This window comes from Oceanobacillus zhaokaii (assembly GCF_003352005.1).
GTDB lineage: Bacteria > Bacillota > Bacilli > Bacillales > Amphibacillaceae > Oceanobacillus > Oceanobacillus zhaokaii.
In genome coordinates this window covers 21484-46830 of sequence record NZ_CP024848.1, presented here as the reverse complement: position 1 = coordinate 46830, position 25347 = coordinate 21484, and the positions used below count along the sequence as shown (strand labels likewise).

Here is a 25347-nt window from a genome sequence, read left to right as displayed (position 1 = left end):
CATTATGAATCAAGAATTTTCACTTGAACTGTTTTAACTCCCCAGCTATATGCATCTGCTTTTGTTGGAACGTGGACATCAATTCGGTTGCCATTAATAGCGCCACCTGTATCTCCAGCAATTGCTACACCATATCCTTCAATCCATACTCTCGATCCAAGTGGTATGACGTTTGGGTCCACTGCAATTACTTTCATATTCGGATTTGCATTTAAGTTAATCCCTGTGGCAGTATACCCAGAACATCCACTACACTCTGATGTAAATGCACTAGCAGTCATCGTTAATGTTTTCCCACCTGTGCTTGTATTCACGATACCATGATTACTGCCAGATGATGTATTTGCTAATGTAACAAGCCCTTGTTCTGCTTCTGGCTCCTTTGTACCCACAGCAACGACACGATTCGTGCTTGGCTTCTTAACTTCTTCGTTTACAAGCTCTCGACTTACTTCTTTGCCATTTTCTGTAGTTACATTGTATTTCTTCACTACGATTCCATCTTGACCTTGCGTAATTACTTTTTCTTCCCCTTTAACAAGGGTATTATCCTGCTGCTTTTCCGTGCTATAACTAACACTCTCATGTACTTCATCGACAACCTTATTAACTCTGACAATTGAAACTTCCGTTTTATTATCGATCATTGTTTCTGCACTTGGTTGAATCCGATCATGCTCATTCAGCCTGATTTTATTTTTGTTGAGTAAATCGAATACCGATCCACCTGTCGTCGTCCATACTGTTCGATTTTTAGCCCCATCTTGAATTGTTATTTGATATGCAGTAGTAACATCAATGTTTAATCCATCTGTTGTTGGTTCTGTAGTTTTATGTGAAATAATATCATGTGCTGCAAATGATAGATTTTGCTCATTTAGAAAATCTCCCACCGTGTCTGCAGTTGTATAATATGTATCGTCTTTCCCGTCGATTGTTAATATAATTTGTTTTGCACTTTCATAATCAATTGTCATACCATTTTTAATTGCCCCATCTTTATTATGCGACAATATATCATGTTCTGAAACAACAATTCCTACTTCGTTAAGTAGTTCTCCTACAGTATTAGTGTGTGTGTCGATTGTTTGTTTTTCACCGTTATTTGAAATTACTACTTCAGCCTTCGTCGCCTCAAATAGTACTAACCCTGAAAACAATACAAGTACGAAAACACCAAGTACTGATATAACCAGCTTCATTTTTGATGCCGGCAATAGCTTTGAAATAATTCGCATGCATCTTGCCTCCTCTAGACGTTATTGATTATATTAAGAGGCAAACCCAAAGTCAAAGCTATTCTATTTACGTTTACTTTACAATTGTATTACAACCGTTGTTGCACTATCTATTTTATTAAATGTAAAACCTTGCGATGGCTGGTATAACTGCGATTATCCGGTATACAAAATTATAAAAAAGAAGGATTGGCTATACACCAACCCCTTAGGAAATCCCATTATTATCCTGTTTTATTCCAACCTTATTACGTTTTATTTAAGCAAATCCTCGTTAATTCCAAATAAACGAAAGGCGTTTTTAGTTGTTATTTTAGCAATTTCATCTGTCGGAATTTCTCTTAATTTAGCTATCTCCTCAGCTACATATTTAACATATGCAGGCTCATTTCGTTTGCCTCGATATGGAACGGGTGATAAATAAGGTGCATCTGTTTCAATCAGTAATTTATCCAAAGGAGCAGCTTTTGCCACTTCCTTCACTTCTTTTGCGTTTTTAAACGTGACAACACCACTCAAGGAAATATGCATTCCCAGGTCTAAAAACCGCTCCATCCATTCTATATCACCGCTGAAGCTATGCATGATACCACCAATATCTTCTACATGCTCTTCCTTTAGAATTTGGTAGGTATCCTCTATGGCATCACGCATGTGGATGCTAATGGGCAGCTTCAATTCTTTGGCGATTCGCATTTGGCGTCTAAAAACGGCCTTTTGCACATCCTTTGGCGACGTATCCCAGTGGTAATCCAATCCCATTTCTCCCATTGCAACTACCTTGGGCTGTTTTAATTGTTGATAAAGCTTTTCTTCGATTGCGTCTGTATATATATAGCTTTCGGTTGGATGCCAGCCGATAATACTGTAAATTCCATCATAGGATTCGCTAAGCTCTAATGACTTATCGATTGTTTTTGTATCAAATCCGACGACAGCCATATGGGTAACCCCATTTTCCTCTGCTCGCTTTACAGCCTCCGGAATTTCCTCTGTGAATTCCTCTGCATTTAAATGTGTATGAGTATCAAATAACATGACGCAAATCCTCTCCTAATCGTTAGCAGTTTTTGTAAGTAACAGGAAACACCCCGCTAAATGACTAGCAGGGTATTTGCTTATATGTTCTTTTATTAGGCAATCTCACTGCCATTTTCAGCGTCGGCTGGTGCTTCAATTACTTGCAATTTCCCGTCTTTTTCAGCTGACAAGATCATTCCTTGGCTAATTTCCCCACGCATTTTACGTGGTTTTAAGTTAGCAACGATTACGACCTTCTTACCGATCAATGCTTCTGGGTTTGGATACCACTCAGCAATACCAGATAAGATTTGTCGATGTGCTTTATCACCAGCATCTAAGCGGAATTTAAGCAGCTTATCAGCACCTTCTACTTTGCCGCACTCGATTACTTCGGCAACTTTCAATTCTACTTTATCAAAATCATCATATTTAATTTGTTTTTCTTTTGTTGAAAGCAATTCCGTTTCTGTTGGATCCCATGGATTCGTTGCTTCATCTTCAGCAGTTCCAGGAGTAGCGTCGCCAGACATCTGCTCTTTAATGTAAGCAATCTCTTCCTCCATATCCAACCGTGGGAAAATAGGTACACCTTTTTCGACAACCTTCGTATTAATTGGGAATCCACCAAAATGAACTGTCGAAAAGTCTCCCGCAGACCCTTCTTCAACGCCAAGCTGCGCAAAGATTTCCTTCGGTGCATGAGTTAAGAATGGCTGTAATAAAATAGCAGCTACACGTAAGCTTTCCGCTAAATGAACCATTACACTAGCTAGTTCGGTTTCTTTTCCTTCTTCTTTCGCCAATTTCCATGGTTCTGTTTCATCAATATATTTATTTGCACGTGAGATTAATGTCCATGCATGGCTAAGTGCACTACTAAATTGCATCTTTTCCATTTCTGTTTGATAGTCTACGATTACTTTCTCTGCGGTCTGTTTTAGATCTTCGTCAAAAGCAGTAATATTTCCTGTATATGCTGGAACTTCGCCATTTAAATACTTGTTAATCATTGCTACCGTACGATTTAATAGATTTCCTAGATCATTTGCTAAATCATAGTTCACACGAGAAACAAAATCTTCTGGTGTAAAGATTCCGTCACTGCCAAAGGTAACTTCGCGCATCAAATAGTAGCGAAGCGCATCCAGCCCGTAACGTTCAACTAACATTTCAGGATAGACAACATTTCCTTTTGATTTTGACATTTTCCCATCTTTCATTAATAACCAGCCATGACCAAAGACTTTCTTCGGAAGAGGGAGATCTAATGCCATCAACATAATCGGCCAATATATAGTGTGAAAGCGCACGATTTCCTTTCCAACCATATGCACATCTGCTGGCCAGTATTTATCGAATAATGTTGTATCGTCTGTACCGTATCCAAGTGCTGTAATATAGTTGGACAATGCATCAATCCAGACATATACAACATGTTTCGGATTGCTTGGTACTTGTACTCCCCATGAGAATACAGTACGAGATACAGCCAAATCCTCCAGTCCTGGTTTAATGAAATTATTTATCATTTCATTTTTACGAGATTCAGGCTGAATGAAGTCCGGATGTGTATTGTAGTACTCCAACAAACGATCCGCATATTTACTCATTCTGAAGAAATACGATTCTTCTTTAATTAATTCTACTGGATGCCCGCTATCAGGAGATTTACCGCCTATAACATTTCCAGCATTATCCCGCTCTATATCTACTAATTGTGATTCTGTATAGAAGGTTTCATCGGGAATTGAATACCAGCCCTCATACTCATCCAAATAAATATCGCCTTGTTCTAAGAAGCGTTCGAAGATATCTGCTACAACTTTTTTATGTACAGGATCTGTTGTGCGAATAAATTTATCATTACTAATTTCGAGCAGCTTCCATAAGCTTTGCATACCCTCTGCCATATCATCCACATATTGCTGTGGAGTAATATTTAATTCGTTCGCTTTATTTTCAATTTTTTGGCCATGTTCATCACTACCTGTTAAGTAGAAAACATCGAAACCTTGCATACGTTTATATCTTGCCATTACATCACAGGCAATCGTTGAATAAGCATTTCCAATATGTAATTTCCCACTTGGGTAGTAAATCGGTGTCGTAATATAAAATGTTTTCTTATCTTCTGGCATTCATTTACCTCCTAAATTCCAATCAATCATAATTAAATAAGGTATCTCTATTGTAGCTATTATAACGTAATTTGCCAAATACTGCTTAATAATAATGATTGCCAACGAAAATAATGGTTAAACAATTTTTTGACCATATCTATTACTTTATATAGGTATAATTTAGTTTGCTACTGAAATCTTGAGATACGAGCAATGTTGATTTCCACCCCAATCAACGGCTATGAGAGAGGTATTTGCCAGCTCTTTTTTTTAAAGGCAGAAATAGTTAGCAATTGCATAATACCAGCTGAGGAAATACAAGAAGACTCCTCGAAAATAAAGTTCAATTTATCTGATTGCGATGTAACGCTGGCGAAGCTTTTCTTGTCCTGCGGGACGAATCGCCTAAGGATGAGACTCCGAAGTGCGAAGCATAAGGAGGCTCACCAGCCGCCCAAAGGTACGCGTGGTGTATTTCCCCGGAGCAGTAGGCCCACGAGCACCTATAGTTGTTGGCATTCTGTTATTATCTTATCTAACATTCTTATAGTAAAATTAACAATTAAATAGATTAATTTTTCAGCTAAATAGATTGACATCAAAAAACAATGTTGCTATTCTATTTCAAGATGCAAATAGAATTTTTTATTTTTTCTGAAAAAAGGGATATCTCATTCGGGGGGAGGTAGAAAATGAAATCAATTGGAATCGTTCGCAGAGTTGATGAACTTGGTCGTGTTGTAATCCCAATCGAACTACGTCGCACCCTAGATATTCATGTAAAAGATGAAGTAGAAATTTATGTAGAAAACGACAAAATTATTCTCAAAAAATATAAACCAAATATGGTCTGCCAAATCACCGGAGAAGTCTCCGAAGATAATGTATCCCTTGCAGACGGGAAGATTGTTCTAAGCCCTAAAGGGGCGAGGATATTAATGAAAGAAATCGAATCACAATTGAAATGACTAACCATTTTCTGATTTTTTTCTATTTACAAGAACGAAATGAATCTGTTAGAATAAGATAACATAACATTAAGTCATAAGGAGAGCTGACGCTTGCACAAGCACGTCAGCTCTCTTTCATTTACTCCACATGATATGTTTGATAAACCTCACGTTTATGCATTTTTCGATCGACTGCGACTTGCTTGATTGCATCTTTACTTGAAAACTCTTTATCATCAATATAATAATTCACATGGTCCACAACAGATAAATGACTCCACCAGATATCTGCGACTTCTTCTATATCTGTGTCACTTCCTTCGACAACAATACAGAACTCTCCCTTTAATTCATGATCACTTGCCCATGTAAGAAGCTCTTCTGCGGTACCACGTGCAAATTCCTCAAATCGTTTTGTTAATTCACGAGCAAGTACAACTTGCCGATTACCGAGCGCTATATTTATTGCACTTAATGTATCCTTTATTCGGTACGGTGACTCATAGAATAAAAGCGTCGCTTTCAATTGCTTCAATCGAGTTAATTCGGCCTCTTTATCCTTCTTTTTCCGCGGCAAAAATCCATAAAAATAAAATTCATTTGCTGGAAGACCTGAACCAACTAAAGCACATAACGCTGCATTTGCCCCTGGTAAGACGACAACCTTTAAATCCCGTTCAATTGCTGCTTCAACTAATTCAAATCCAGGGTCAGAAATCGCTGGCATTCCGGCATCACTTACAATCGCAATCGATTCACCGTTTTCCACACGAGCAAGCAATTGCTCTTCACGTGACAGCTTATTATGCTCATGATAGCTAATCAGCGGCGTCTGAATCTCAAAATGATTGAGCAGTTTCTTTGTATTCCTTGTATCTTCAGCTGCTATAACCGTTACGCTTTTCAAAATTTTTAATGCGCGAAAGGTGATATCTTCTAAATTACCAATCGGTGTTGGCACCACATAGATTGCACCTAATGTCTCATCATCAAAGCTCTTTTGTATTTTCATTTTGAATCACTTCTTTCAGCCAATTTCGAATGAGTTGTATTTTTTCTATTCGGGATAATTGTTTGATTTGGTATTCCCGCTGCATTGCTTTTTGCTTTTCCTCATGTTTTTCAATGTAAACAACCTGGAAGGGGCCTCTTCCTCTTGTATATTTTGCACCTTTACCTTCCTTATGCATTTTTAAGCGATGTTCTAAATCATTTGTATATCCGGTATAAAATGTATTGTCCTTGCATTTTAGCATGTAGACAATATGTTTATTTTCTTCCATAGATAATTTCCTTTGCTTCATCTGTATAGGTTCCATCTTCATTATAAATATACAATGGTGGAAGGATCTTTAAATCTGCCTTCCGTTCGCGAATCCCCTCAATTAGCAGCATATTTGCTTCTTTTCCCTTTTTCGGATAGACAAGCTGCAGCCGCTTCGGTTCAATTCGATATTGCCGGAACAAGCTAATAATATCGACAAGTCTTCCTGGACGATGAACCATAGCAACCTTGCCACCTGGCTTGACATGCAGCTTGCAGGCCTTAACGACGTCTTCTAGGGTGCAATAGATTTCATGTCGTGCAATCGTTAAATATTCATTATGGTTATACTCACTTGCTGATGGAGTCTTAAAATAAGGAGGGTTACATGTAACAACATCAAACGAACTATGCCCAATAATTTCTTGCATTTCTTTTAAATCGCCATGGATTACTTGTAATTGCTCGCTTAACTGATTAAGCTCGATATTTCTTGTCGCCATATTGAAAATGCGTTCCTGAATTTCAACACCGGTTATTTTGGCCACTGTTCGTTTGGATAAGAGCAGTGGTATGACACCATTACCAGTACATAGGTCTAAAATGGTGCCCCGTTTTAAAGGAATCGACGCGAAATCCGCTAGCAGCACTGCATCAAGAGAGAAGGCAAAGGCAGTGGGACTCTGGATAATTTGCATGCTTTCATCCGCTAATAAATAATCTAATCTTTCATCATCATATAACTGTACCATGTGATTCTCCTGTTCTATGTTAGAAAACTAAAGATTAGCCAAACCTTTAGGTGACATCCTTAATTGCACTTATTCGTTAAGAAAATTTATAAAACTTTCTTACCTATTAAAGAAAGCCGCCCCATTTCTATGAGACAGCTAACATTCTATTTCGTTTTGTCAAAGAATTCAAGACAAAACATACAATCTTCATTTCGACGTGGACTACCAAATTCCAAATTACAAATATGAAAGCCTTCATCATACAATCGCGCTAAATTATCATAGCCTTCACTCGGAAATTTATTCTTTTTAGCAGGCGCTTTATCATTATTCGCCGTATCTATCTTACTTTCCTCAATATGATCCAAATGATTTCTAAGATTATGGTTTTCCATGGCCAATCGATGGTTCTCCTCCAGTAAAGCACTAAGTCTCCCTTTTAGGTCCCCAAGCTGTTCATACAATTCACCAATTTGCTTTTCCATATCAGATACTTGGTCAAATATTTGCCTGTTGTTCACGCCCACTCACCTCTTCATTTTGTGGCCCTGAGCTACTATTCCCTCTTCAATTAGTTCGTCCAGTGTATATTCGATCACGCGTTCCTTTTCAGGTACTTCAATCTGAATGAGTCTTTCAAGGATATTGAGGCCAACAACTTTCCCCTTACCAAATGGAGTCTTTATTGCTTCTCCAATGTCTGGTAATTCTCGTTTTGCTGTCTCGTAATCATCATTTTCGTATTTCAAACAACACATTAAACGACCACATAATCCGGAAATTTTTGCTGGATTCAAGGAAAGATTTTGATCCTTTGCCATCTTAATTGATACGGGTTCGAAATCACCCAGAAAAGTCGAACAACAAAGCATTCTTCCACAAGGACCAATCCCACCTAACATCTTCGCTTCATCACGAACCCCAATTTGACGAAGCTCAATTCGTGTTTTGAACATGGATGCTAAGTCTTTTACTAAGTTACGGAAGTCAACACGACCATCTGCAGTAAAATAGAAAATAATCTTATTGCGGTCAAATGTATATTCTACTTCTACTAGATTCATATCTAACTTATGTTCGCCAATTTTATTCGTACAAACCTGGAATGCCTTCTTCGCTTGCTCTTGATTCTCCACTACAACAAGTTTGTCCTTTTCATCGGCGACCCGCAATACCTTCTTTAAAGGAAGAACGACATCCTCTTCATCTACTTTCTTGTTTGTAATGACAACTTTTCCAAATTCTACGCCACGTACAGTTTCAACAATAACGTAGCTATTTAAAGCTATATTGTCCATTCCTGGATCAAAATAATATATTTTACCCGCTTTTTTAAAGCGGACACCAATAACTTCTATCATTAACCTTTCACCCCTGTATTTGAAGCATCAGTTGTTCCATCACTAATGTCGGCTGGACGTTCTGCTTCAATTTCCGCTTTGCATGTAAGACCGCATCTAAATTTTTCACTAATTTCTCTTGTGAAAAGATCATTGCCGCCTTCTCTAGCAGATCATCATTAGGACTAAAGAATACCATTGCTTTTTCATTCCCAATATGGAAGTAAAGAATATCTCTTAAAGCCAAAAGCAATAAATCTAGTCCTCTTTCCTGCTCTGTTCTTTCTTTAAAATGTGGCAGTAAATGACTATGGATATACAGATAAACATCTTGATGCTGATCTGTAAATATTTCAATCAATTGTACCATTAATTTTCTCGCTTCTGCAAACCAAGCATCCTCTTTCCAAGCAATAGCCTCTTCCAGATTATTCGTCAACGCACTCATAAGAATTGCCGATTCTTTCACCATTCCTTTTTCAATTAACTGCTGTCTGAAAAAATGTGGATTTAAAGGCTTTAATTCAATCACCTGGCACCTGGATTTAATTGTGGGTATAATCGCTTGACCGTTTGCCGTCAGCATAATTGCGGTAGTTTGCTTACTGGGCTCCTCCAAAAACTTCAAAATTCGATTTGATGCATTGACGGTTAATGTGTCAGCATCTTTAATGATATATGCCTTCTGATTGGATTCCAGTCCAGAATAAGCAAACTCCTTTTGTAAATTCTCTACCTGTTCCTTCTTGATTGATGATCCATCTGGCTCTATCCAATGCACATCTGGATGGTTATGTGAATTGATTCGTTTACAGTTTATACATTCATTACATGGCTCAATGCCAACTTTATGTTCACAAAAAAGACCCTTTGCAATCAATAAACCAATTGCTTCCTTACCTGTTCCTCGTTCACCTTGGAGCAAATAGGCATGAGAAATACGGCCCTTCTTGATACTATTCATGATAATTTTGCTTGCAAGTGGCTGGACTTCAGCAACTTCAGACCATGTTTTCATAAGTACCCGCCCTCAATATTTCCATGTATCTAAACAATTAAAAGCAGTTTACTTGCTTCATTGTCAATTACGTATATAAATTAATCAGTAATCCCTTAATTTCACCAATTAGGCCAAGGATATCTACTGTCTTTTTTTCTTGATTCATAATTTCTTCTGTTAATTCTAGTAATTTCTCGTCAATTTCTTTTACAGTTGTTAATTTTTGATTATGTCCATTCAAACCGAAGCTATGCTTCTTCTGGAGTTCTAATCCGGTCGAAACCGTCTCACCTAAAAAGTCCTTAATCATTCGTTTAAATTTTGCTAAATCACGAAACGTACGGAAACGAGCAAGCTTGTTTCCTTGTAAGGTAATATTCTTCATTAATTGCTCTAATTCTTGTTGCTTTAAATTCGTTGCTTGGGACTGTACCATTTTGTTAAATACTTGTGTATCAGATGCAGCTTGACGAATATATTTCGGTTCTGTTTTTGCCTGTATTTCACTCGTAATCTTCATATGGACAGTCCCCTTTCTTGTATATATACTGCAAACTTCACCACTGGCCAACCGCTCCGAAAATACACTACGCTGGGATTTGGTAGGAAAATATATTTCTATCCCTCTTAGTAAATAAAATTCTGTCCCACTCTCGTAAGACTTTTGAGTTTATGGTGAAAATATTTAGCTTCTATTCTAAAACTGGAAGTAAGATTCGATTGGCAGGATAAATACAGTTGCTCCGCCTACTTCTACTTTAACAGGCTGTGGAATATAGGAATCTGCATTACCGCCCATTGGTGAGATTGGTGCAACCATTTGTTCACGCTGTGAGCAATTATCTTTGATGATTTTTAATGCGGTATCCAATTGCTCGTCTTCGCAACCAATCATTAATGTTGTATTCCCTTCCTTTAAAAATCCACCTGTTGTTGCAAGTTTCGTTGTTCTGAAATTTCCTTCCCCTAATGCGTTTACAAGGCGATTTGAATCTTTATCTTGGACTACTGCCATGATTAATTTCATGTTCCATCATCTCCCTTAGAATTGTAATAAGCTGTTTATCTTTATCTCGATGAATATATTTCTTTCACTTCTTAAGGTATGCAGCAATTCGTGCCATTGCATCTCGCTCGACATTTTCCAACGATTGATCGGCATTAATTGTTGAAATTCGATTTGGAAATTTCCCGATAAGCTTTTGGTAGCCTTCATAGACACGTTCATGAAATGCGAGATTTTCTAAGTCCAAACGATTTCTTTCTCTTTCTTTATTCGACGCAATGCGCTCTAATCCCTTCTTTGGTGCAATATCAAAAAATAAAGTTAATGTCGGCATGCAGTCTTTAATCGCAAATTGATTGATTGCAAATACTTCATCAATGCCTAGTCCTCTCGCATGCCCTTGATAAGCAAGACTGCTATCAATAAATCGATCGCATAATACTATCTTACCTTGCTCTAATGCTGGAATGACCTTTTCTACTAGATGCTGCCTCCGTGCAGCTGCATATAGGAGTGCTTCTGTACGTTCTTCCATCTTCGTATTTTGTGGATCGAGAATGACCTTTCTAATTTGCTCGGAAATTTCTATTCCACCAGGCTCCCGTGTTGCAATTACTTCAAAGCCTTGCTTCTGCAGCTTTTCACTTAAGGTTTGGAGAATTGTTGTCTTTCCAGCACCTTCGCCACCTTCAAATGTTATAAAATGTCCGTTCACGTAATAAATCTCCTTATCTGTTTCCAAATATCCTGATGCCTTGATCCCGTTGTTGGATCCGAACACCTTTTTCTTGTAATTGCTCGATTATTTCTACATGCTCTGCTGTAATCCTCTCTCCTTTAAGGATAAGAGGTATTCCTGGTGGGTATGGAATAACGGCTTCAGCAGCTATTTCGCCAATTGCTTGGACGAAAGGAACCTGAAAATATTGTAATTGATTCATGGTCTGATAAGATAATTCCAGCTCCTGAATCGATTGGATATTTTGTGTTGTTAATTCTATTGTAGCATGATTTAATACTTTTTTGCAGTGAGGTCCATCCAAACACATATTTGCATTAATTGGATGTTGATTGTTGTATGTTGTGCCTAAATCTCTTTTTAATTGCTCGTTAATGCGGTTTACCGCTCTTTTTAATCGTGGTAATTCCTTGAACGGTGACAGACCATGAATAAACAGAATTTGATTATATGTGACAAGCTCTGGATATATATGTTCCTTTTCAAAAAGCGTGGCAATTTCTTTTGCTGACCGCCAATGTTTCACGTGGAACGTAATTTTCAACGGGTCGGCATTTTCCGTAATCGGCAAAATATCCCAGTGTTCAGAATTATTCATAATATCCCTAACAGTTCTCACACTTTGCATTGTGGCGTCCTTCATTTCCTGTGAAAATGTTGCTAAATAAAAACGGGCAATATCCAATGAAGCCATTAACGGATATGAAGGGCTGCTCGATTGAATGATTTGTAAATAATGAGCAATCTTATCCTTGGAAACAAGCGATGATTGGAAATGTAATAAAGAAGCCATCGTCATTGCAGGTGCCATTTTATGTGCAGATTGAACGACGACATCCGCTCCAAGTTTCAGTGCAGATTGCGGAAATGGATCTCCCAATGAAAAGTGAACCCCGTGTGCTTCATCAACTAAAACTGGGATTTGATGCGAGTGTGCTACATCAATCATTCGCTCTAAATCATAAATTTCCCCAAAATAGTCAGGGTATGTAAGCACGACTGCCTTTGCATCTGGGTGCTTCTTGAGTGCTTCCTCTAAAATCACGATGCTTGGATTCGTATAACGGCCGGCCGTTTCATCATATATCGGTGCAATGAAAACTGGTTTTGCTCCACTTAGTTCCAGTCCATTCATAATCGATTTGTGACAATTCCGTTGAACGATAATTTTATCTCCTACTGTGCATGCAGCTAATATCATCGCCAAATTACCAGCAGTACTGCCACCAACGAGGAAAAAGGTATGGTCCGCTTGGAAAAAATCGGCTGCTAATTCCTCTGCCGCAGCAATTGCTTCCGTTGGTGCATGTAAATCATCCAATCCTGGTAGCTCTGTATAATCTATCGATAATATCGAATCAAATGAAGTACGGCCAAATTCCGGAAAAACCGTTCCATTCTTATGCCCCGGTACATGAAAGGAGATTGGGTTACTAGCTTTAAATTGATTTAATTTATGTAATAGTGGTGTTTTATTTTGGTCCAAATTCAATTTGAAAAATCCCCTTCTATATCTATCTAATACTATATTAAGATTAGAACTTGGATGGTTACAAGCCTCTCAGTGACTGGGCTGCCATATTTGCACTTGCACTTATTAGTATGAATGTTATGTACTTGCTTACTACCAAGAAAAAGAGCCTTTGCAAGCAAAGACCCGGGATATTCTATGAAAATAATGTTGGTTGACTAATATTCTTTAGTTTTTGCAAATAGTAATTATATTTCTCTTCTCTCGGCTCCGTATGAATCATATTATGCTCACATTCACTACAGATAAAGAAATTGTATAAATGGATTCCTTCCCGCTTTTGTTCTTCACAAATCCCACAGCTTTTAATGGAATTAGATAGATTCATTTTCCCACCTCCGTTAGAAAACAGTATCTCCTAATCTAACGGAGTTTATACCGGGAGGCTGGAATGAATTTATAGAATAAACAAATGAATCGCTGCAAGCGATGCAACTCCGAATACACCTAAGAATCCAGAAACTACTGCAGTAAATAGATTAATAGGAATGTGAAGGCCGAGGTAACCGCCAACAACATTAAAAAAGAATAATAGTAAAACACCAATTCCCAGCTTTACAACTGCCTGTCCAATAAATCGCAATGGTTTAAGAGGTGTACCAACAAAGAGTAAAATGATAATTAATGCAACACTAATACCAATTACAATCATAGAACCAGAACCCATCGTATTCAACTCCTTTTCCCTGTCCTACTTAGTACATATGAGGAAAACAGAAGAAAAAGAACAAAAAAATCAAAAACGAATCAGTAAGAAAGCATTATACTTTCTTAACTACCAAGAAAACCAGATACAAACTGCCCCATGCTCCGATTTCGTATCTATTATTCTACTAATCTATTGCTACACCTTACGCGCACTAACTCTCCGATGTCTAGCCTCACGCAATAAGAATAGATATTTTGCCTGGGTAAGCTTTGCTCGTTCAAGGCCACTCTGAGTTGGTTCAATACTCAGTTCAACAATGGATTGAATATGTTTCCATTCCTTTTCCAAATTTAAAATAGCATCTAGTAATTCCTCGTCGACATCCTTTTTGTTAATCTTCTTAGCCATGGAAGCTTCACCTAACTTTTAGAAAACTTAGCTGTATTTATTATTTCGACTACAGCTTTTTGTATCATCAACTTAAATAGTTCTATCTATAAATCTCTTCTTCCCTCTAACGCCTTGGATAATGTCACTTCATCGGCATATTCCAAGTCGCCACCTACAGGTAATCCATGGGCAATTCTTGTTGTCTTGATTCCAGATGGTTTAACGAGTCGAGAAATATACATCGCGGTCGCTTCCCCTTCGATGTTTGGATTAGTTGCTAAAATGATTTCCTTTACCTCATCATCTTTTAGACGATTAAGTAATGCAGGAACATTAATATCCTCCGGTCCAATCCCATCCATTGGTGAAATCACACCGTTGAGTACATGGTACTTACCTTGGAACTCCTTCATTCTTTCCATTGCAATAACATCTTTCGGATCTTGAACAACACAAATAATCGAATTATCTCGAGAATTATCTTGGCAAATTAAACATGGATCCTGATCGGTAATATTGCCACATACGTTGCAATGAGTTAATTCACGTTTTGCATTTACCAATGCATTCGCAAAATCGAACACATCATCATCTTTCATATTTATTACAAAAAATGCCAGTCGGACGGCTGTTTTTGGTCCAATCCCTGGCAGCTTTGTAAAACTATCAATAAGTTTTGAAATTGGTTCTGGATAATACATTCAATATGCCTCCTACTTTTAAAGCAGAAACGCCTTGTAAGCGACAAATGGACATAAAATTCATTTGTCGCCCGGCGCCTGAAACGATATGTGCTGATAATAACATTCCCATCTATCGGCACAATACTATAATTAGTTTAGAACATACCTGGAACGTTTAGCCCTTTTGTAAATTGTCCCATTGTATCATTTGTTTTGTCATCTACTTGCTTGATTACATCATTTACTGCTGCAACAATAAGGTCTTGCAGCATTTCGATATCGTCTGGATCGACAACTTCCTCTTTAATTTGAACATCTGTAATTTCTTTTTTACCGTTAGCAGCAACAGTTACCATTCCACCGCCAGCAGATGCTTCGAATGTCATTTCATGAAGTTCATCCTGTGCTTGCATCATTTTCTTTTGCATTTTTTGCATTTGCTTCATCATGTTATTCATATTTCCCTTCATGGAAAATACCTCCTTGTATTTATACATTTATTTTTATTATTACGTGGGCTAGCGACTATGGTCATAGTCAATTGACATTCCGAGTGGAAAGAACAACACTCTACAGTCCCTTGTCTATGCCCTCCGTTGCTGGGCAAGCCCGCTACACTTTTCTTTTACTCATGTATCTCTATTAAGTAGTCACCAAACAGCTTTCTTGCTTCATCCACTACGGGGTTTGTGTCATTCTCTTGTTCTGCTGGCTTTTCTTGATTATTTATATATTCACTGCGCAAATCCGTCCATTCTCTGTCGGGAATTGGAATGATTGTTAATTGCTGTTCCATCACACCTGCTAGCACAGATTCAACGGTTTCCCGATGTTCAAGGAAAAGCGAACAATGGATTTCATATTTAAAAGAAACAACAAGTGCACTTGATGAGGCAGCTGCAGGTTTACTATCCTGTATCGTTGCATGTGCAGGTGCATTCATCGTTTTTAATTTACTTAAAAAGTTTGCCCAGTTGGACTGAACATTTTTCAGTGCTGGTTTTTCTGCATCCTTTAGTACTTCACGGATTCTTTCAAACGGAATCTTATAGCCATTTTTCGAGGATCTTGCCGGTGCTCTTCGTTTTTCTCTTACTTCTGCTTGTTGAGCTGGAACAACCGGATTTTCCTTTATTTGGGTTAATTCCTTTTCAAGCTGTGTTAACTTTTGTGTTAGCTTCATTACAACATCGGACTGAACGACCCCATCTGATTGATCCTGCTCGTGATAACGATTCGTAATGGTTAGTATTGTAATTTCAATAAAAACCTTAGGGCTATTCGTCCATTTAATTTCTTGCTGGCACTGGTTTAATTGCATTATTGCGTCTTGAATCCAGCCGATAGACACAGTTTCTGCCAACGCTTGAAAATGCTCATCTGCTCTTGCTCTTTCAAGCAAGCTTTCTAAAGACGCGGCACTCTTGAATAACAATAAATCACGCATAAAGTATATCAAATCATATACAAAACGTCCTGGATCTTTACCACCTTGAATAATATTATCCAATAGCTCAATTGAATGCTGTACATCTTTCTCGTACATTGCCTTAACAATATCCGTTAAAACGCCTTGAGAAACGCCACCTGTTACGGCTAATACATCATCCAATTCAACGGTATCATCACTATACGATATTGCTTGATCAAGAATACTTAATGCATCACGCATTCCGCCCTCTGCCGCTATTGCAATTGTTTCTAAAGCTTCAGGTGTTACGTTAACCTCTTCCGCATCAATAACGGTTTGCATACGGTCAACAATAGCCTTGTTCGAAATTGGTTTAAAATCAAAACGCTGACATCTGGAAAGAATCGTCAGTGGAATTTTATGTGGTTCAGTTGTTGCCAATATAAATACGACATGCTTCGGTGGTTCCTCTAATGTTTTTAGCAAAGCGTTAAACGCATTGTTCGAGATCATGTGTACCTCGTCAATAATATATACTTTGTAAGGAACAACACTTGAGGCATATTTTACATTTTCGCGAATTTCACGAATGTCGTCCACACTCGTATTAGATGCAGCATCAATTTCAATGACATCCGAAATAGAACCATCTTGGATGCCCCGACATGCATTACAGTCATTGCATGGCTCTTTTACCGGTGCATGCTCACAGTTAATTGCCTTCGCAAAAATCTTCGCAGCACTCGTTTTCCCTGTCCCTCTTGGGCCGGAAAAAATATAAGCATGCGAGAATTTCTCCTGCACAATTGCGTTCTGCAATGTTCGTGTAATATGTGATTGTCCTGCAACATCCTGGAACTGTCTAGGACGATAGACGCGGTATAAAGCTTGATAGCTCATTTTACAGATTCTCCTCTATGATCTATTTCTAATTATACCCGATTTTTACTGTGAATGTGAACTGCATAGATGAAAACAATTTATTTTTTTGGGACAAAAGCGAAAGTGTACGTTCAGAGCCGTATCATGAGGTGAGGGGATTCTCGCTGAGAGCACGGGCGCTGTAGCTGGACGTGTCTCTCTTGTCACGGGAATTGAAATAGAAATTTTTTATGCTTTCCTATTCTATAAAATATAATAAAACCCCTTTGCCAATATATTAATGACAAAGAGGTTAAAATGCTATGTATGCCGTGCACCCACCGTCGATGTGACGATCCTATGCGTTACTTAAGTTCATGGCTCGGCCTAGGCTATCCCACGGCACACAGAGATATCCACTTACTGCTGCTTCCTTCCGGACCTGACAGGATTCATGGGTCTCTGTTGCGCAGGACCTGAGCGTCAACACCAATTCCTTAAGGCAGACCATAAAATCGCCTCACCTAAGATGGGAATTCAGCCTCGCTATAGCGGATTGCGAGTACAGGGCACCGCTACCTCCCCGCTTAGCACGGTAGTTTACATTATAGCGATTTTAGAAACATATTGCAATGGAAATAACAGGATATCGACTATTTTTTCCTTTTTCTTAGTTTACGGAAGAAACTGGTTAGAAGCATTGCACACTCTTCCGCAAGTATTCCACTAGTAAGTTCCACCTGGTGATTAAACCTTGACTCATCCAGTAAATTCATTAATGTACCTGCACATCCTGCCTTTGGATCTGGTGCACCGAACACTACTCGCTTTATTCTCGATTGAACAATTGCACCCGCACACATCGGGCAAGGCTCAAGGGTCACATAAAGTGTGCAATCCTCTAAACGCCAACTGCCAATTTTCTGATTCGCTTCTTGAATGGCAATCAGCTCTGCATGGGATAAGGTTGTCTGTGACGTTTCGCGAATATTATATCCAGAAGCAATGATTTCATCTTGATACACAATAACTGCCCCGATTGGAACCTCATCCAACGACTGTGCCTTCCTAGCTTCTTCTATCGCAGCCCACATGTATCTTTCATCGTTCATTAGTATCACAACGTTTCATTATAGTTTTTATAGGAAATAGAATAGATATAAGTTTTTCTAAAGGAGATATATATGAATACTTCACTTGAAAATACTGCTGTCTTGTTTATCGATATCATCAATGATTTTAATTTCGATGGTGGAGAGGATTTATTACAAAACACCAAAGAAATTTTACCAAACCTTATCAAATTGAAAGAATTTGCTATGGAAAAAAATCTTCCACTCATTTATGTTAATGATCATTACGGAATATGGCAAGCAGACTTTAAAAAAATCATAGCACATTGCAGAAATGAAAAAAGCCAGGAAATTATTGATCCGCTCCAACCAGATTATAATGATTATTTACTAATTAAACCACAGCATTCAGCGTTTTTCCAAACACCACTTCAATCCTTACTAGTTGAATTAGGTAAGACACATTTAATTATCGCAGGTATTGCAGGGGACATCTGTGTTTTATTTACTGCCAAGGATGCTTACATGCATAAATTTAATTTAACAATCCCTGAGAATTGCATGGCATCTGAAGACAAAAATAATAATCATTACGCACTAAATTTGATGAAATCGGTTATGAAGGCAAATATTAACCCATTCTAACTGGTATATCTAACCTCCCTCCTTCATAAGTTGATAGTAAAGATTTTTTATAAGGAGGGGAAATCTTGCAAATTCATGTTGTAGCACAGGGAGACAGTTTATTTGAAATCGCCAATACATATAATACATCTGTAACTAGTATCATCAATGCCAATGAACTAGATACCCCGAGTGAGCTCGTAGTTGGTCAAGCAATAGTTATTCCGATTGTCGGACAATTTTACTTTGTCCAGCCTGGCGATACATTGTATTCCATTGCAAGCAGCTTCGGTATGACTGCCCAAGAATTAGCACGTATTAATAATATTGGGGTTAACAATCCGCTCTCGGTCGGATTTCGATTATATATCCCTGCTTTTCCTAAACGAGCGATTACGTCCAACGCCTATATCGAGCCATCTGGTGATACCGTATCAGCAACACTCGAAAATGCTGCTACTAAAACGACCCCATATTTAACCTATCTCGCCCATTTCAGCTATAGTGTCAATCGCGATGGGAGTTTAAACGCTCCTCCGATAGGAAACTTGAAATCAATTGCTGATGCGAATAATACGGCATTAATGCTTGTAGTTACAAATCTTGAGGGTGGATCTTTTAATTCCGAATTAGTGCATATCATCCTTACCGTTCAAGCAGTTCAAAATACACTGCTGGATAATATCGTTAATACCGCTACAGGAGGGGGATTTACCGATGTGCATTTTGACTTCGAATTTATTCCACCAGCAGATCGCGAAGCCTATATTACTTTTTTACGAAAGGCAAAGGGGCGTTTATCACAGGCCGGGTTACTGATGTCTGTCGCACTTGCTCCTAAAACAAGCGCCACACAAACCGGCACACTATACGAAGCACATGATTACGGGGCAATTGGAGAAATAGCCGATTTCGTTGTCCTGATGACCTATGAATGGGGCTATAGCTATGGCCCGCCGATGGCAGTGTCTCCGTTAGATCAGGTGAGAAGAGTTGTCGAATATGCATTGACAGAAATGCCAGCAGAGAAGATTTTATTAGGGCAAAATTTATACGGATACGACTGGACCCTTCCCTTTGTTGAAGGGGGTAAAGCTGCGCGTGCAATCAGTCCACAGCAAGCAATCGCTATTGCGAGAGAGAATAATGCAACGATAGAATACAATACAACGGCACAGGCACCATTTTTCCGCTACACAACTAATGAAGGCGTTCAGCATGAGGTTTGGTTTGAGGATGCTCGCTCAATTCAAGCAAAGTTTGATCTTATCCGCGAATTAAATTTACGCGGAATTGCTTATTGGAAACTCGGATTGGCGTTTCCACAAAATTGGTTATTATTGAATGATCGATTTACGATTACAAAACTATAAATAAAAAGGTTGCTAAGACTTATCATCTTAGCAACCTTTATTAATCTATTTCAAAAGATTTAGCGATTCTCGGTTAAATGCTGGGATGTCATCTGGCTGGCGACTTGTAACGAGCTGATTCTGACATACAACAACTTCCTTATCCACTACTTTCGCTCCTGCGTATTCCATATCAACTTGGATTGACTTATACCCTGTTGCATCGCGACCCTCAAGCGTTTTTGCAGTAATTAATAGCTGTGGACCATGACAAATTGCGAAAACAGGCTTTTTCTCATCCATAAAGTGTTTTGCAAATGTTACATAGCGATCATCAGCACGCAGCTGATCGGGTGAAAAACCTCCTGGAATAAATAATGCATCAAAATCATTCGGATCTACATCATCAATTCCTTGATCAACTGTAACGGTTGCTTCCTTATTCTTACCTTCTACTTGCTTTCCTTTTTCGTCCCCAATAGTGATAACTTCATGTCCTGCTTCTTTAAAAGCCTCTGCTGGATCTGTAAATTCGATGTCCTCGAACATATCTGTAATGACGGTTGCTATCTTTTTACCCATTATTAAGAATCTCTCCTTTAGTAGAAAATTTTCTTACCATGTCTTATCGATTCTAAGCGACAGACATGTTTTCTAATAGTAGATACATTAATAACTCTTCCCTGCCTGGTAAAAATAAAACATCGTTACTCGATTCCCATTAACTCCCGCAATTCGTGTTCATTATTAATTAAATCCTTCACCGTATATTGTTCAAGTACTTGAAAAAACGCGTGTAATGCCTTATTCAATGCATGCTTCAATGTACATGCAGGGGAAATCACACAATGATTTGCTCCCTGTTCAAAGCATTCCAATACGTTAAAATCATTTTCAAGACTTCTAACAACGAGCCCTACATTTATTTCATCAGCAGGCTTGGCTAAACGAATTCCACCATTTCTTCCTCTTATCGTTTCAATCAAGCCTAATTTATTCAGTTCGAACACGATTTTCCCCAAATGATGCTGAGATATATTAAACACTTCAGAAATTTCCTTAATACTTGCAAGTTCACCATCTCGTTTCATTCCAGAAAAAATCAAGACTCTTATGCAATTTATGGAATTATCGCATGGATACTAGTCTTCGTATTAATCGGCTTTGTACTGCTGCCAATTTTAGGAATTATGGCCTTCATCTTTACAATACTCGCAGCAATAAAATCATATAATGGAGAATATTATCGAATTCCTCTGTCTATACGATTTTTCGGTTAAAGCGCTGATTCAGCGCTTTTTTTCTGCGATACTAACAAGCGATACTTCCTTCATATTCGTACGCCGCTAAAGAATGCTTGGGCTTTTATCCTTATACCCCTGTTCGGAAACTCCCCACTACTCTTAAGCGCCGAAAAATCCCAGAGGGTGTGATGTATCGCTTCTTTTCTGAGTCCAGATTATTTCCTAATAAGTCTAAATTAGGATTCGTTCCAAAGTAATAGGCTTGCCAAATAAATTTTGAACAGTAATTCGACTTTATATCTGCCAGATCCCTTGTGTATTTATACACTTCAATACTGCCGATATTAGCCTTTGCCCAACTAGCTGCCTCTTTAGCGATCGTTTGGTTATCAAATCTTAATATAGTTAATTTTTCTCCCTTTTTATGTCTGCTGAGGTAAATCGGCATACTATCTGCGTGACCTTTATTTCCCCACCTATTTACATGATATATTCGGTAATCTTCACCTATTAATCCAACATGACCAACAAGAAAAGAGGAAAATGCCTTTTTATGTGAATAAAGCAAATCACCAGGAACCATCAGAATAGATGTGTCTGGATAATGATGAACAGTGTCTCCTGCTTTATATAATTGCTTCATCTCATCTGGTTGAGTCATCTTCACATTCACCTCAAATTTTCATTTACTACTATGATATAAAAAAACATTGACTCTCGCCATCAATGGGCGAAAGTCAATTCTCTTAATACTATTCCTCAAGTGTAGATGTATCTCCTGTTGGTAATCCAAGCTCCCATGATTTAAGTAATCGGCGCATAATTTTCCCACTTCGTGTCTTGGGTATGGAATCCTTCACTTCAATTTCACGTGGTGCAGCATGGGCACTCAGCCCTGTTTTAACAAACCTACGGATATCCTCAAGTAATTCCTCAGAATTCTCATATCCATCATTAAGCGTAATGAACGCTTTAATGATTTCTCCACGGACTGGGTCTGGCTTTCCGATTACACCAGCCTCTGCAACAGCAGGATGCTCTATTAGCTTACTTTCAACCTCAAATGGACCAACGCGCTCACCAGAAGTATTAATCACATCATCCAATCTGCCCTGGAACCAGAAATAACCATCTTCATCCTTATATGCGCTATCACCTGAAACATACCAGCCATTAATGAAATAGCTCTCATATTTACTCGGGTTATTCCAGATCTTCCGCATCATCGCTGGCCATGGTGCTTTAATTGCAAGGTTACCCATTTGATTCGGTGGAATTTCATTTCCTTCATTATCAACAATCGATGCTTCGATACCAGGTATTGGTTTGCCCATTGATCCAGGGCGAATTTCCAGAGACGGAAGATTTACAATAAGCTGTGCCCCTGTTTCTGTCATCCACCATGTATCATGGATGCGTAAATTAAATGCCTTCAGACCCCAAGTGATTACTTCAGGATTAAGTGGCTCTCCAACACTCAGCAAATGTCGTAAGGACGACAGATCATATTTATCCAAAACTCCTTGCCCCGTACTTACCAAGCGCCGCAGTGCTGTTGGTGCAGTATACCAGACCGTTACTTTATTTTTCTCCAATGTTTGATACCAATCGTCTGGTGTGAATCTTCCTCCCCGCACCACATTCGTTACACCAAGTAACCATGGTGCAAAAATACCATAGCTTGTTCCGGTTACCCAGCCTGGATCCGCCGTACACCAGTAGACATCTTCCTCTTTTAAGTCCAGCACCCACTCGGCTGTTGCATAATGCTGAATCATCGCATTATGAACATGATAAACCCCTTTTGGCTTTCCAGTTGATCCAGAAGTATAGTGAAGGAGCATGCCATCTTCCAAATCGACCCATTCAATTGGAAATTCTTCAGATGCAGCTTCCATTTCTTGCTGATAATCAATATATTGGTCCTCGTTTTCCACATTACCGCCAATGATAATAATCTCTTCCAAATTTGGCAATTCGGCCTGTGGCACCCTATCAATCAAATCAGGTGTTGTAATTAATATCTTGGCCTCACTATCCTGTAATCTATCCCGTACTGCTTGCTCCATAAACGCTTCAAACAAAGGACCAGCTATTGCACCGATTTTTAATATACCAAAGAAAGCAGCATAGAATTCTGGGCTTCTTGGCATAAATAAAAATATACGGTCACCTTTACTCGCATTATATTTCTTAAGTACATTAGCAAATTTGTTACTTTCCTTGCTCAACGTTGCAAAAGTTACTTTTTCTTCACGATCTGGTGAAGAATACAATAGTGCAATCTTATCCTTTTTCACTGGATTCTCTGCATGGCGATCCACTGCTTCATATGCCATATTCACTTTCCCTGTTTCATTCCAGCTAAAGTTCTTCTTCATGTCATCCCATGAAAAATTTTTCCGCGTTTTCTCGTAGTCTTGTAAATTATGATTTCCTTCTCTTGCTGGTATGACTTGCATATCCATCCAATCACTCCATCCAATTTTTGAAATCGATTACATTTTATATTACACGAAATAATTAAAACATTTTGGTAACTATAGTCTATTTTAAAACATTCTGTGACAAATTCAAAGTATTTGTTTCTAAGATAAATCTTTTTGACTAGATAAAAATTAAGAAACTGCATCTTAAAAAACAAGCTTTCTTCTCTAACCAGAGCGGAAGAACTTTACTGGGCTGGTATTACATTACTGTACTTGTGTAATAATATTCATGGCAAATATAAAAACAAACCAGCCCTATGAAAAAGCTGGTCTAGTTATTTAAGCATTCTTTACTTTCAATTCTTTTCTTTGTTCTCTTTCGGAAATAATAAATGCACATGCTGCGTCACCAGTGATATTTAGAGATGTACGTAACATGTCAAGAATACGGTCAACACCAATAATAAGTCCGATTCCTTCAACAGGTAATCCCACAGCATTTAATACCATTGCAAGCATAATTAATCCTACTCCAGGAACTCCTGCCGTGCCTATACTCGCTAATGTGGCTGTTAAAATGATCAGAATAATATCAGTAAATCCTAATGTTTCCGCATATACTTGTGCAATAAACACGGTTGCAACAGCCTGCATGATTGCTGTCCCATCCATATTAATTGTTGCTCCCAATGGCTGAACAAAACTACTGATTTCCTTTTTTACGCCAAGGTTTTCCTGCGCAGTTTTCATAGAGACAGGTAACGTTGCATTTGAGCTAGAAGTACTGAAGCCTAGAGAAATTGCTGGGAAGAATCCTTTGAAGAACTTGATTGGGTTTGCCTTTCCAAGTCCCCATATTGCAAGACTATATGTAATCGCAGCATGTAGGATTAAACCTAAGATGACTGTAATCATATACATTGCCATTGGTCCTATCCCACGAAGACCAGCATCACCTATAGCAGATGCAATCAAAGCAAATGCCCCGTAAGGCGCTGTTTTCATAATCACTTGAATGAGCCACATAAAGAGTTCATTCGCTTGTTCAAATAATCGATGGATACCAGCTGTTTTCTCACCCAAAAAGGCAAGACCTATCCCTATAAAAATAGCAAATGCGATTATTTGCAGCATATCACCAGTTGCCATCGATGCAATCGGATTATCTGGGATGATATTAATGATTGTTTCCATTATCGGTGGAGCAGATTGCTCTTCATATTCAATGGCCTCTGTGTTAAAGACGCCAGGTTGTCCGGGCTGTAAGAGAAACGCTAAACTAATACCAATTGCTAGTGCAATTGCTGTTGTTACTAAGAAAAACGAAACTGTTTGAATTCCAATTTTCCCTAATTTCGCTGGGTCACCTAAACCAGAAGTTCCTAGTACAATTGAGACAAATACAATTGGTACGACAAGCATCATTATTAGATTAATAAAGATTTGACCGACTGGATCTAATAAATATGTATTAATAGCGGTAAAAATGTTTGTCGGAATATAACTTAATCCAATCCCAACAATGACCCCGGCAACAAGTGCTATGAGAATCTTTTTCGTTAGACCCATATGCAAACTTCCCTTCTTCGCTAATTTATATATTAAATCTGTGGAAGCTTAGAATTAGCCAGCTCTTCGCAACAACTTTCACTGAGCTTATACAGTAATTCTTCTATTCCCTTTTTC

The 25347-nt window shown here is 38.4% G+C and carries 29 protein-coding genes and 1 other RNA gene; 4 read left to right on the top strand and 26 right to left on the bottom strand.

Annotation, left to right across the window (positions count from 1 at the left end; genetic code table 11):
* Positions 1-2: 2 nt before the first annotated feature.
* The 3 genes from CUC15_RS00245 to metG form a co-directional block, all read right to left on the bottom strand.
* Positions 3-1238 carry a resuscitation-promoting factor gene (locus CUC15_RS00245; protein ID WP_114914829.1) on the bottom strand — a complete coding sequence of 412 codons (1236 nt, stop codon included), beginning with the start codon at positions 1236-1238 and terminating at the stop codon, positions 3-5.
* A 255-nt stretch (positions 1239-1493) separates the two neighbouring features.
* Entirely contained in the window at positions 1494-2276 is a 783-nt protein-coding gene (locus CUC15_RS00240; RefSeq protein ID WP_114914828.1) for a TatD family hydrolase, read from the bottom strand.
* A gap of 95 nt (positions 2277-2371) precedes the next feature.
* Complete coding sequence (metG, locus tag CUC15_RS00235) at positions 2372-4399, bottom strand: methionine--tRNA ligase (protein ID WP_114914827.1); 2028 nt, start codon at positions 4397-4399, stop codon at positions 2372-2374.
* 674 nt (positions 4400-5073) lie between these two features.
* On the opposite strand from metG, the gene CUC15_RS00230 reads away from it, so the two are divergent.
* The gene (locus tag CUC15_RS00230) at positions 5074-5349 is read left to right on the top strand and encodes a transition state genes transcriptional regulator AbrB (protein WP_114914826.1); all 276 of its coding nucleotides are present in this window, start codon (positions 5074-5076) and stop codon (positions 5347-5349) included.
* 121 nt (positions 5350-5470) lie between these two features.
* On the opposite strand, the gene rsmI is transcribed toward CUC15_RS00230, so the two are convergent.
* The 18 genes from rsmI to tadA form a co-directional block, all read right to left on the bottom strand.
* Entirely contained in the window at positions 5471-6343 is an 873-nt protein-coding gene (gene rsmI / locus CUC15_RS00225) for a 16S rRNA (cytidine(1402)-2'-O)-methyltransferase (RefSeq protein WP_114914825.1), read from the bottom strand.
* On the bottom strand, positions 6321-6614 hold the full coding sequence (locus tag CUC15_RS00220) for a GIY-YIG nuclease family protein (protein WP_114914824.1): 294 nt from the start codon (positions 6612-6614) through the stop codon (positions 6321-6323). The genes rsmI and CUC15_RS00220 overlap by 23 nt, the downstream gene beginning before the upstream one ends.
* Positions 6601-7347 carry a tRNA1(Val) (adenine(37)-N6)-methyltransferase gene (locus tag CUC15_RS00215; protein WP_114914823.1) on the bottom strand — a complete coding sequence of 249 codons (747 nt, stop codon included), beginning with the start codon at positions 7345-7347 and terminating at the stop codon, positions 6601-6603. The genes CUC15_RS00220 and CUC15_RS00215 overlap by 14 nt, the downstream gene beginning before the upstream one ends.
* Positions 7348-7493: 146 nt before the next feature.
* On the bottom strand, positions 7494-7850 hold the full coding sequence (gene yabA / locus CUC15_RS00210; RefSeq protein ID WP_114914822.1) for a DNA replication initiation control protein YabA: 357 nt from the start codon (positions 7848-7850) through the stop codon (positions 7494-7496).
* A gap of 6 nt (positions 7851-7856) precedes the next feature.
* Complete coding sequence (locus CUC15_RS00205) at positions 7857-8690, bottom strand: PSP1 domain-containing protein (RefSeq protein ID WP_114914821.1); 834 nt, start codon at positions 8688-8690, stop codon at positions 7857-7859.
* Positions 8691-8697: 7 nt separating this feature from the next.
* Entirely contained in the window at positions 8698-9687 is a 990-nt protein-coding gene (gene holB, locus CUC15_RS00200) for a DNA polymerase III subunit delta' (protein WP_114914820.1), read from the bottom strand.
* A 67-nt stretch (positions 9688-9754) separates the two neighbouring features.
* Complete coding sequence (locus CUC15_RS00195; protein WP_114914819.1) at positions 9755-10189, bottom strand: YaaR family protein; 435 nt, start codon at positions 10187-10189, stop codon at positions 9755-9757.
* A gap of 177 nt (positions 10190-10366) precedes the next feature.
* Positions 10367-10696: a cyclic-di-AMP receptor gene (locus CUC15_RS00190; protein WP_114914818.1), complete on the bottom strand. Its 330-nt coding sequence runs from the start codon at positions 10694-10696 to the stop codon at positions 10367-10369.
* A gap of 64 nt (positions 10697-10760) precedes the next feature.
* Positions 10761-11390, bottom strand: coding sequence for a dTMP kinase (tmk, locus tag CUC15_RS00185; RefSeq protein ID WP_114914817.1), 630 nt, complete (start codon positions 11388-11390; stop codon positions 10761-10763).
* Between the two features lie 13 nt (positions 11391-11403).
* On the bottom strand, positions 11404-12906 hold the full coding sequence (locus tag CUC15_RS00180) for an aminotransferase class I/II-fold pyridoxal phosphate-dependent enzyme (RefSeq protein ID WP_114914816.1): 1503 nt from the start codon (positions 12904-12906) through the stop codon (positions 11404-11406).
* A 175-nt stretch (positions 12907-13081) separates the two neighbouring features.
* On the bottom strand, positions 13082-13273 hold the full coding sequence (locus tag CUC15_RS00175) for a sigma factor G inhibitor Gin (RefSeq protein ID WP_114914815.1): 192 nt from the start codon (positions 13271-13273) through the stop codon (positions 13082-13084).
* 69 nt (positions 13274-13342) lie between these two features.
* The gene (locus CUC15_RS00170) at positions 13343-13612 is read right to left on the bottom strand and encodes a pro-sigmaK processing inhibitor BofA family protein (RefSeq protein ID WP_114914814.1); all 270 of its coding nucleotides are present in this window, start codon (positions 13610-13612) and stop codon (positions 13343-13345) included.
* 177 nt (positions 13613-13789) lie between these two features.
* On the bottom strand, positions 13790-14002 hold the full coding sequence (locus tag CUC15_RS00165) for a YaaL family protein (RefSeq protein WP_114914813.1): 213 nt from the start codon (positions 14000-14002) through the stop codon (positions 13790-13792).
* A gap of 86 nt (positions 14003-14088) precedes the next feature.
* Positions 14089-14685 (bottom strand): recombination mediator RecR, encoded by a 597-nt coding sequence (recR, locus tag CUC15_RS00160; protein ID WP_114914812.1) that lies wholly within the window; start codon positions 14683-14685, stop codon positions 14089-14091.
* 137 nt (positions 14686-14822) lie between these two features.
* Positions 14823-15137 carry a YbaB/EbfC family nucleoid-associated protein gene (locus CUC15_RS00155; protein ID WP_114914811.1) on the bottom strand — a complete coding sequence of 105 codons (315 nt, stop codon included), beginning with the start codon at positions 15135-15137 and terminating at the stop codon, positions 14823-14825.
* 155 nt (positions 15138-15292) lie between these two features.
* Positions 15293-16978 (bottom strand): DNA polymerase III subunit gamma/tau, encoded by a 1686-nt coding sequence (gene dnaX / locus CUC15_RS00150; protein WP_114914810.1) that lies wholly within the window; start codon positions 16976-16978, stop codon positions 15293-15295.
* A 291-nt stretch (positions 16979-17269) separates the two neighbouring features.
* An RNA gene (gene ffs, locus CUC15_RS00145) (signal recognition particle sRNA large type) lies at positions 17270-17535 on the bottom strand.
* Between the two features lie 57 nt (positions 17536-17592).
* Positions 17593-18051 carry a tRNA adenosine(34) deaminase TadA gene (gene tadA / locus CUC15_RS00140; RefSeq protein WP_114914809.1) on the bottom strand — a complete coding sequence of 153 codons (459 nt, stop codon included), beginning with the start codon at positions 18049-18051 and terminating at the stop codon, positions 17593-17595.
* Between the two features lie 72 nt (positions 18052-18123).
* Between tadA and CUC15_RS00135 the strand changes: the two genes are divergently transcribed.
* On the top strand, positions 18124-18657 hold the full coding sequence (locus CUC15_RS00135) for a cysteine hydrolase family protein (protein ID WP_114914808.1): 534 nt from the start codon (positions 18124-18126) through the stop codon (positions 18655-18657).
* 65 nt (positions 18658-18722) lie between these two features.
* Positions 18723-20009: a glycoside hydrolase family 18 protein gene (locus CUC15_RS00130; RefSeq protein WP_114914807.1), complete on the top strand. Its 1287-nt coding sequence runs from the start codon at positions 18723-18725 to the stop codon at positions 20007-20009.
* Between the two features lie 45 nt (positions 20010-20054).
* On the opposite strand, the gene CUC15_RS00125 is transcribed toward CUC15_RS00130, so the two are convergent.
* A complete protein-coding gene (locus tag CUC15_RS00125; protein WP_114914806.1) occupies positions 20055-20570 on the bottom strand; it encodes a type 1 glutamine amidotransferase domain-containing protein in 516 nt (171 codons plus the stop codon).
* A gap of 125 nt (positions 20571-20695) precedes the next feature.
* The gene (locus CUC15_RS00120; protein ID WP_114914805.1) at positions 20696-21079 is read right to left on the bottom strand and encodes an Rrf2 family transcriptional regulator; all 384 of its coding nucleotides are present in this window, start codon (positions 21077-21079) and stop codon (positions 20696-20698) included.
* Between CUC15_RS00120 and CUC15_RS00115 the strand changes: the two genes are divergently transcribed.
* Complete coding sequence (locus tag CUC15_RS00115) at positions 21011-21268, top strand: DUF4870 domain-containing protein (protein WP_114918337.1); 258 nt, start codon at positions 21011-21013, stop codon at positions 21266-21268. The two genes, CUC15_RS00120 and CUC15_RS00115, sit on opposite strands and share 69 nt — an antisense overlap.
* A 91-nt stretch (positions 21269-21359) precedes the next feature.
* On the opposite strand, the gene CUC15_RS00110 is transcribed toward CUC15_RS00115, so the two are convergent.
* The 3 genes from CUC15_RS00110 to CUC15_RS00100 form a co-directional block, all read right to left on the bottom strand.
* Entirely contained in the window at positions 21360-21893 is a 534-nt protein-coding gene (locus CUC15_RS00110) for a hypothetical protein (protein WP_114914804.1), read from the bottom strand.
* Positions 21894-21984: 91 nt separating this feature from the next.
* The gene (gene acsA, locus CUC15_RS00105) at positions 21985-23700 is read right to left on the bottom strand and encodes an acetate--CoA ligase (RefSeq protein WP_114914803.1); all 1716 of its coding nucleotides are present in this window, start codon (positions 23698-23700) and stop codon (positions 21985-21987) included.
* Between the two features lie 300 nt (positions 23701-24000).
* Positions 24001-25230 carry a dicarboxylate/amino acid:cation symporter gene (locus CUC15_RS00100; protein WP_114914802.1) on the bottom strand — a complete coding sequence of 410 codons (1230 nt, stop codon included), beginning with the start codon at positions 25228-25230 and terminating at the stop codon, positions 24001-24003.
* Between the last annotated feature and the right edge of the window lie 117 nt (positions 25231-25347).

Bases quoted from the DNA above. Each gene is read 5' to 3' on its own strand.
- dnaX (WP_114914810.1), bottom strand. From the start codon at position 16,978: ATGAGCTATCAAGCTTTATACCGCGTCTATCGTCCTAGACAGTTCCAG.
- CUC15_RS00115 (WP_114918337.1), top strand. From the start codon at position 21,011: ATGATGCTGAGATATATTAAACACTTCAGAAATTTCCTTAATACTTGC.
- CUC15_RS00205 (WP_114914821.1), bottom strand. From the start codon at position 8,690: ATGATAGAAGTTATTGGTGTCCGCTTTAAAAAAGCGGGTAAAATATAT.
- CUC15_RS00220 (WP_114914824.1), bottom strand. From the start codon at position 6,614: ATGGAAGAAAATAAACATATTGTCTACATGCTAAAATGCAAGGACAAT.
- CUC15_RS00195 (WP_114914819.1), bottom strand. From the start codon at position 10,189: ATGAAGATTACGAGTGAAATACAGGCAAAAACAGAACCGAAATATATT.
- CUC15_RS00170 (WP_114914814.1), bottom strand. From the start codon at position 13,612: ATGGGTTCTGGTTCTATGATTGTAATTGGTATTAGTGTTGCATTAATT.
- CUC15_RS00230 (WP_114914826.1), top strand. From the start codon at position 5,074: ATGAAATCAATTGGAATCGTTCGCAGAGTTGATGAACTTGGTCGTGTT.
- CUC15_RS00125 (WP_114914806.1), bottom strand. From the start codon at position 20,570: ATGGGTAAAAAGATAGCAACCGTCATTACAGATATGTTCGAGGACATC.
- recR (WP_114914812.1), bottom strand. From the start codon at position 14,685: ATGTATTATCCAGAACCAATTTCAAAACTTATTGATAGTTTTACAAAG.
- rsmI (WP_114914825.1), bottom strand. From the start codon at position 6,343: ATGAAAATACAAAAGAGCTTTGATGATGAGACATTAGGTGCAATCTAT.
- CUC15_RS00120 (WP_114914805.1), bottom strand. From the start codon at position 21,079: ATGAAACGAGATGGTGAACTTGCAAGTATTAAGGAAATTTCTGAAGTG.
- CUC15_RS00175 (WP_114914815.1), bottom strand. From the start codon at position 13,273: ATGAATCTATCTAATTCCATTAAAAGCTGTGGGATTTGTGAAGAACAA.
- CUC15_RS00215 (WP_114914823.1), bottom strand. From the start codon at position 7,347: ATGGTACAGTTATATGATGATGAAAGATTAGATTATTTATTAGCGGAT.
- holB (WP_114914820.1), bottom strand. From the start codon at position 9,687: ATGAAAACATGGTCTGAAGTTGCTGAAGTCCAGCCACTTGCAAGCAAA.
- acsA (WP_114914803.1), bottom strand. From the start codon at position 23,700: ATGGATATGCAAGTCATACCAGCAAGAGAAGGAAATCATAATTTACAA.
- CUC15_RS00100 (WP_114914802.1), bottom strand. From the start codon at position 25,230: ATGGGTCTAACGAAAAAGATTCTCATAGCACTTGTTGCCGGGGTCATT.
- CUC15_RS00245 (WP_114914829.1), bottom strand. From the start codon at position 1,238: ATGCGAATTATTTCAAAGCTATTGCCGGCATCAAAAATGAAGCTGGTT.
- CUC15_RS00190 (WP_114914818.1), bottom strand. From the start codon at position 10,696: ATGAAATTAATCATGGCAGTAGTCCAAGATAAAGATTCAAATCGCCTT.
- CUC15_RS00110 (WP_114914804.1), bottom strand. From the start codon at position 21,893: ATGACTCAACCAGATGAGATGAAGCAATTATATAAAGCAGGAGACACT.
- CUC15_RS00135 (WP_114914808.1), top strand. From the start codon at position 18,124: ATGAATACTTCACTTGAAAATACTGCTGTCTTGTTTATCGATATCATC.
- CUC15_RS00165 (WP_114914813.1), bottom strand. From the start codon at position 14,002: ATGGCTAAGAAGATTAACAAAAAGGATGTCGACGAGGAATTACTAGAT.
- CUC15_RS00155 (WP_114914811.1), bottom strand. From the start codon at position 15,137: ATGAAGGGAAATATGAATAACATGATGAAGCAAATGCAAAAAATGCAA.
- tadA (WP_114914809.1), bottom strand. From the start codon at position 18,051: ATGAACGATGAAAGATACATGTGGGCTGCGATAGAAGAAGCTAGGAAG.
- CUC15_RS00240 (WP_114914828.1), bottom strand. From the start codon at position 2,276: ATGTTATTTGATACTCATACACATTTAAATGCAGAGGAATTCACAGAG.
- metG (WP_114914827.1), bottom strand. From the start codon at position 4,399: ATGCCAGAAGATAAGAAAACATTTTATATTACGACACCGATTTACTAC.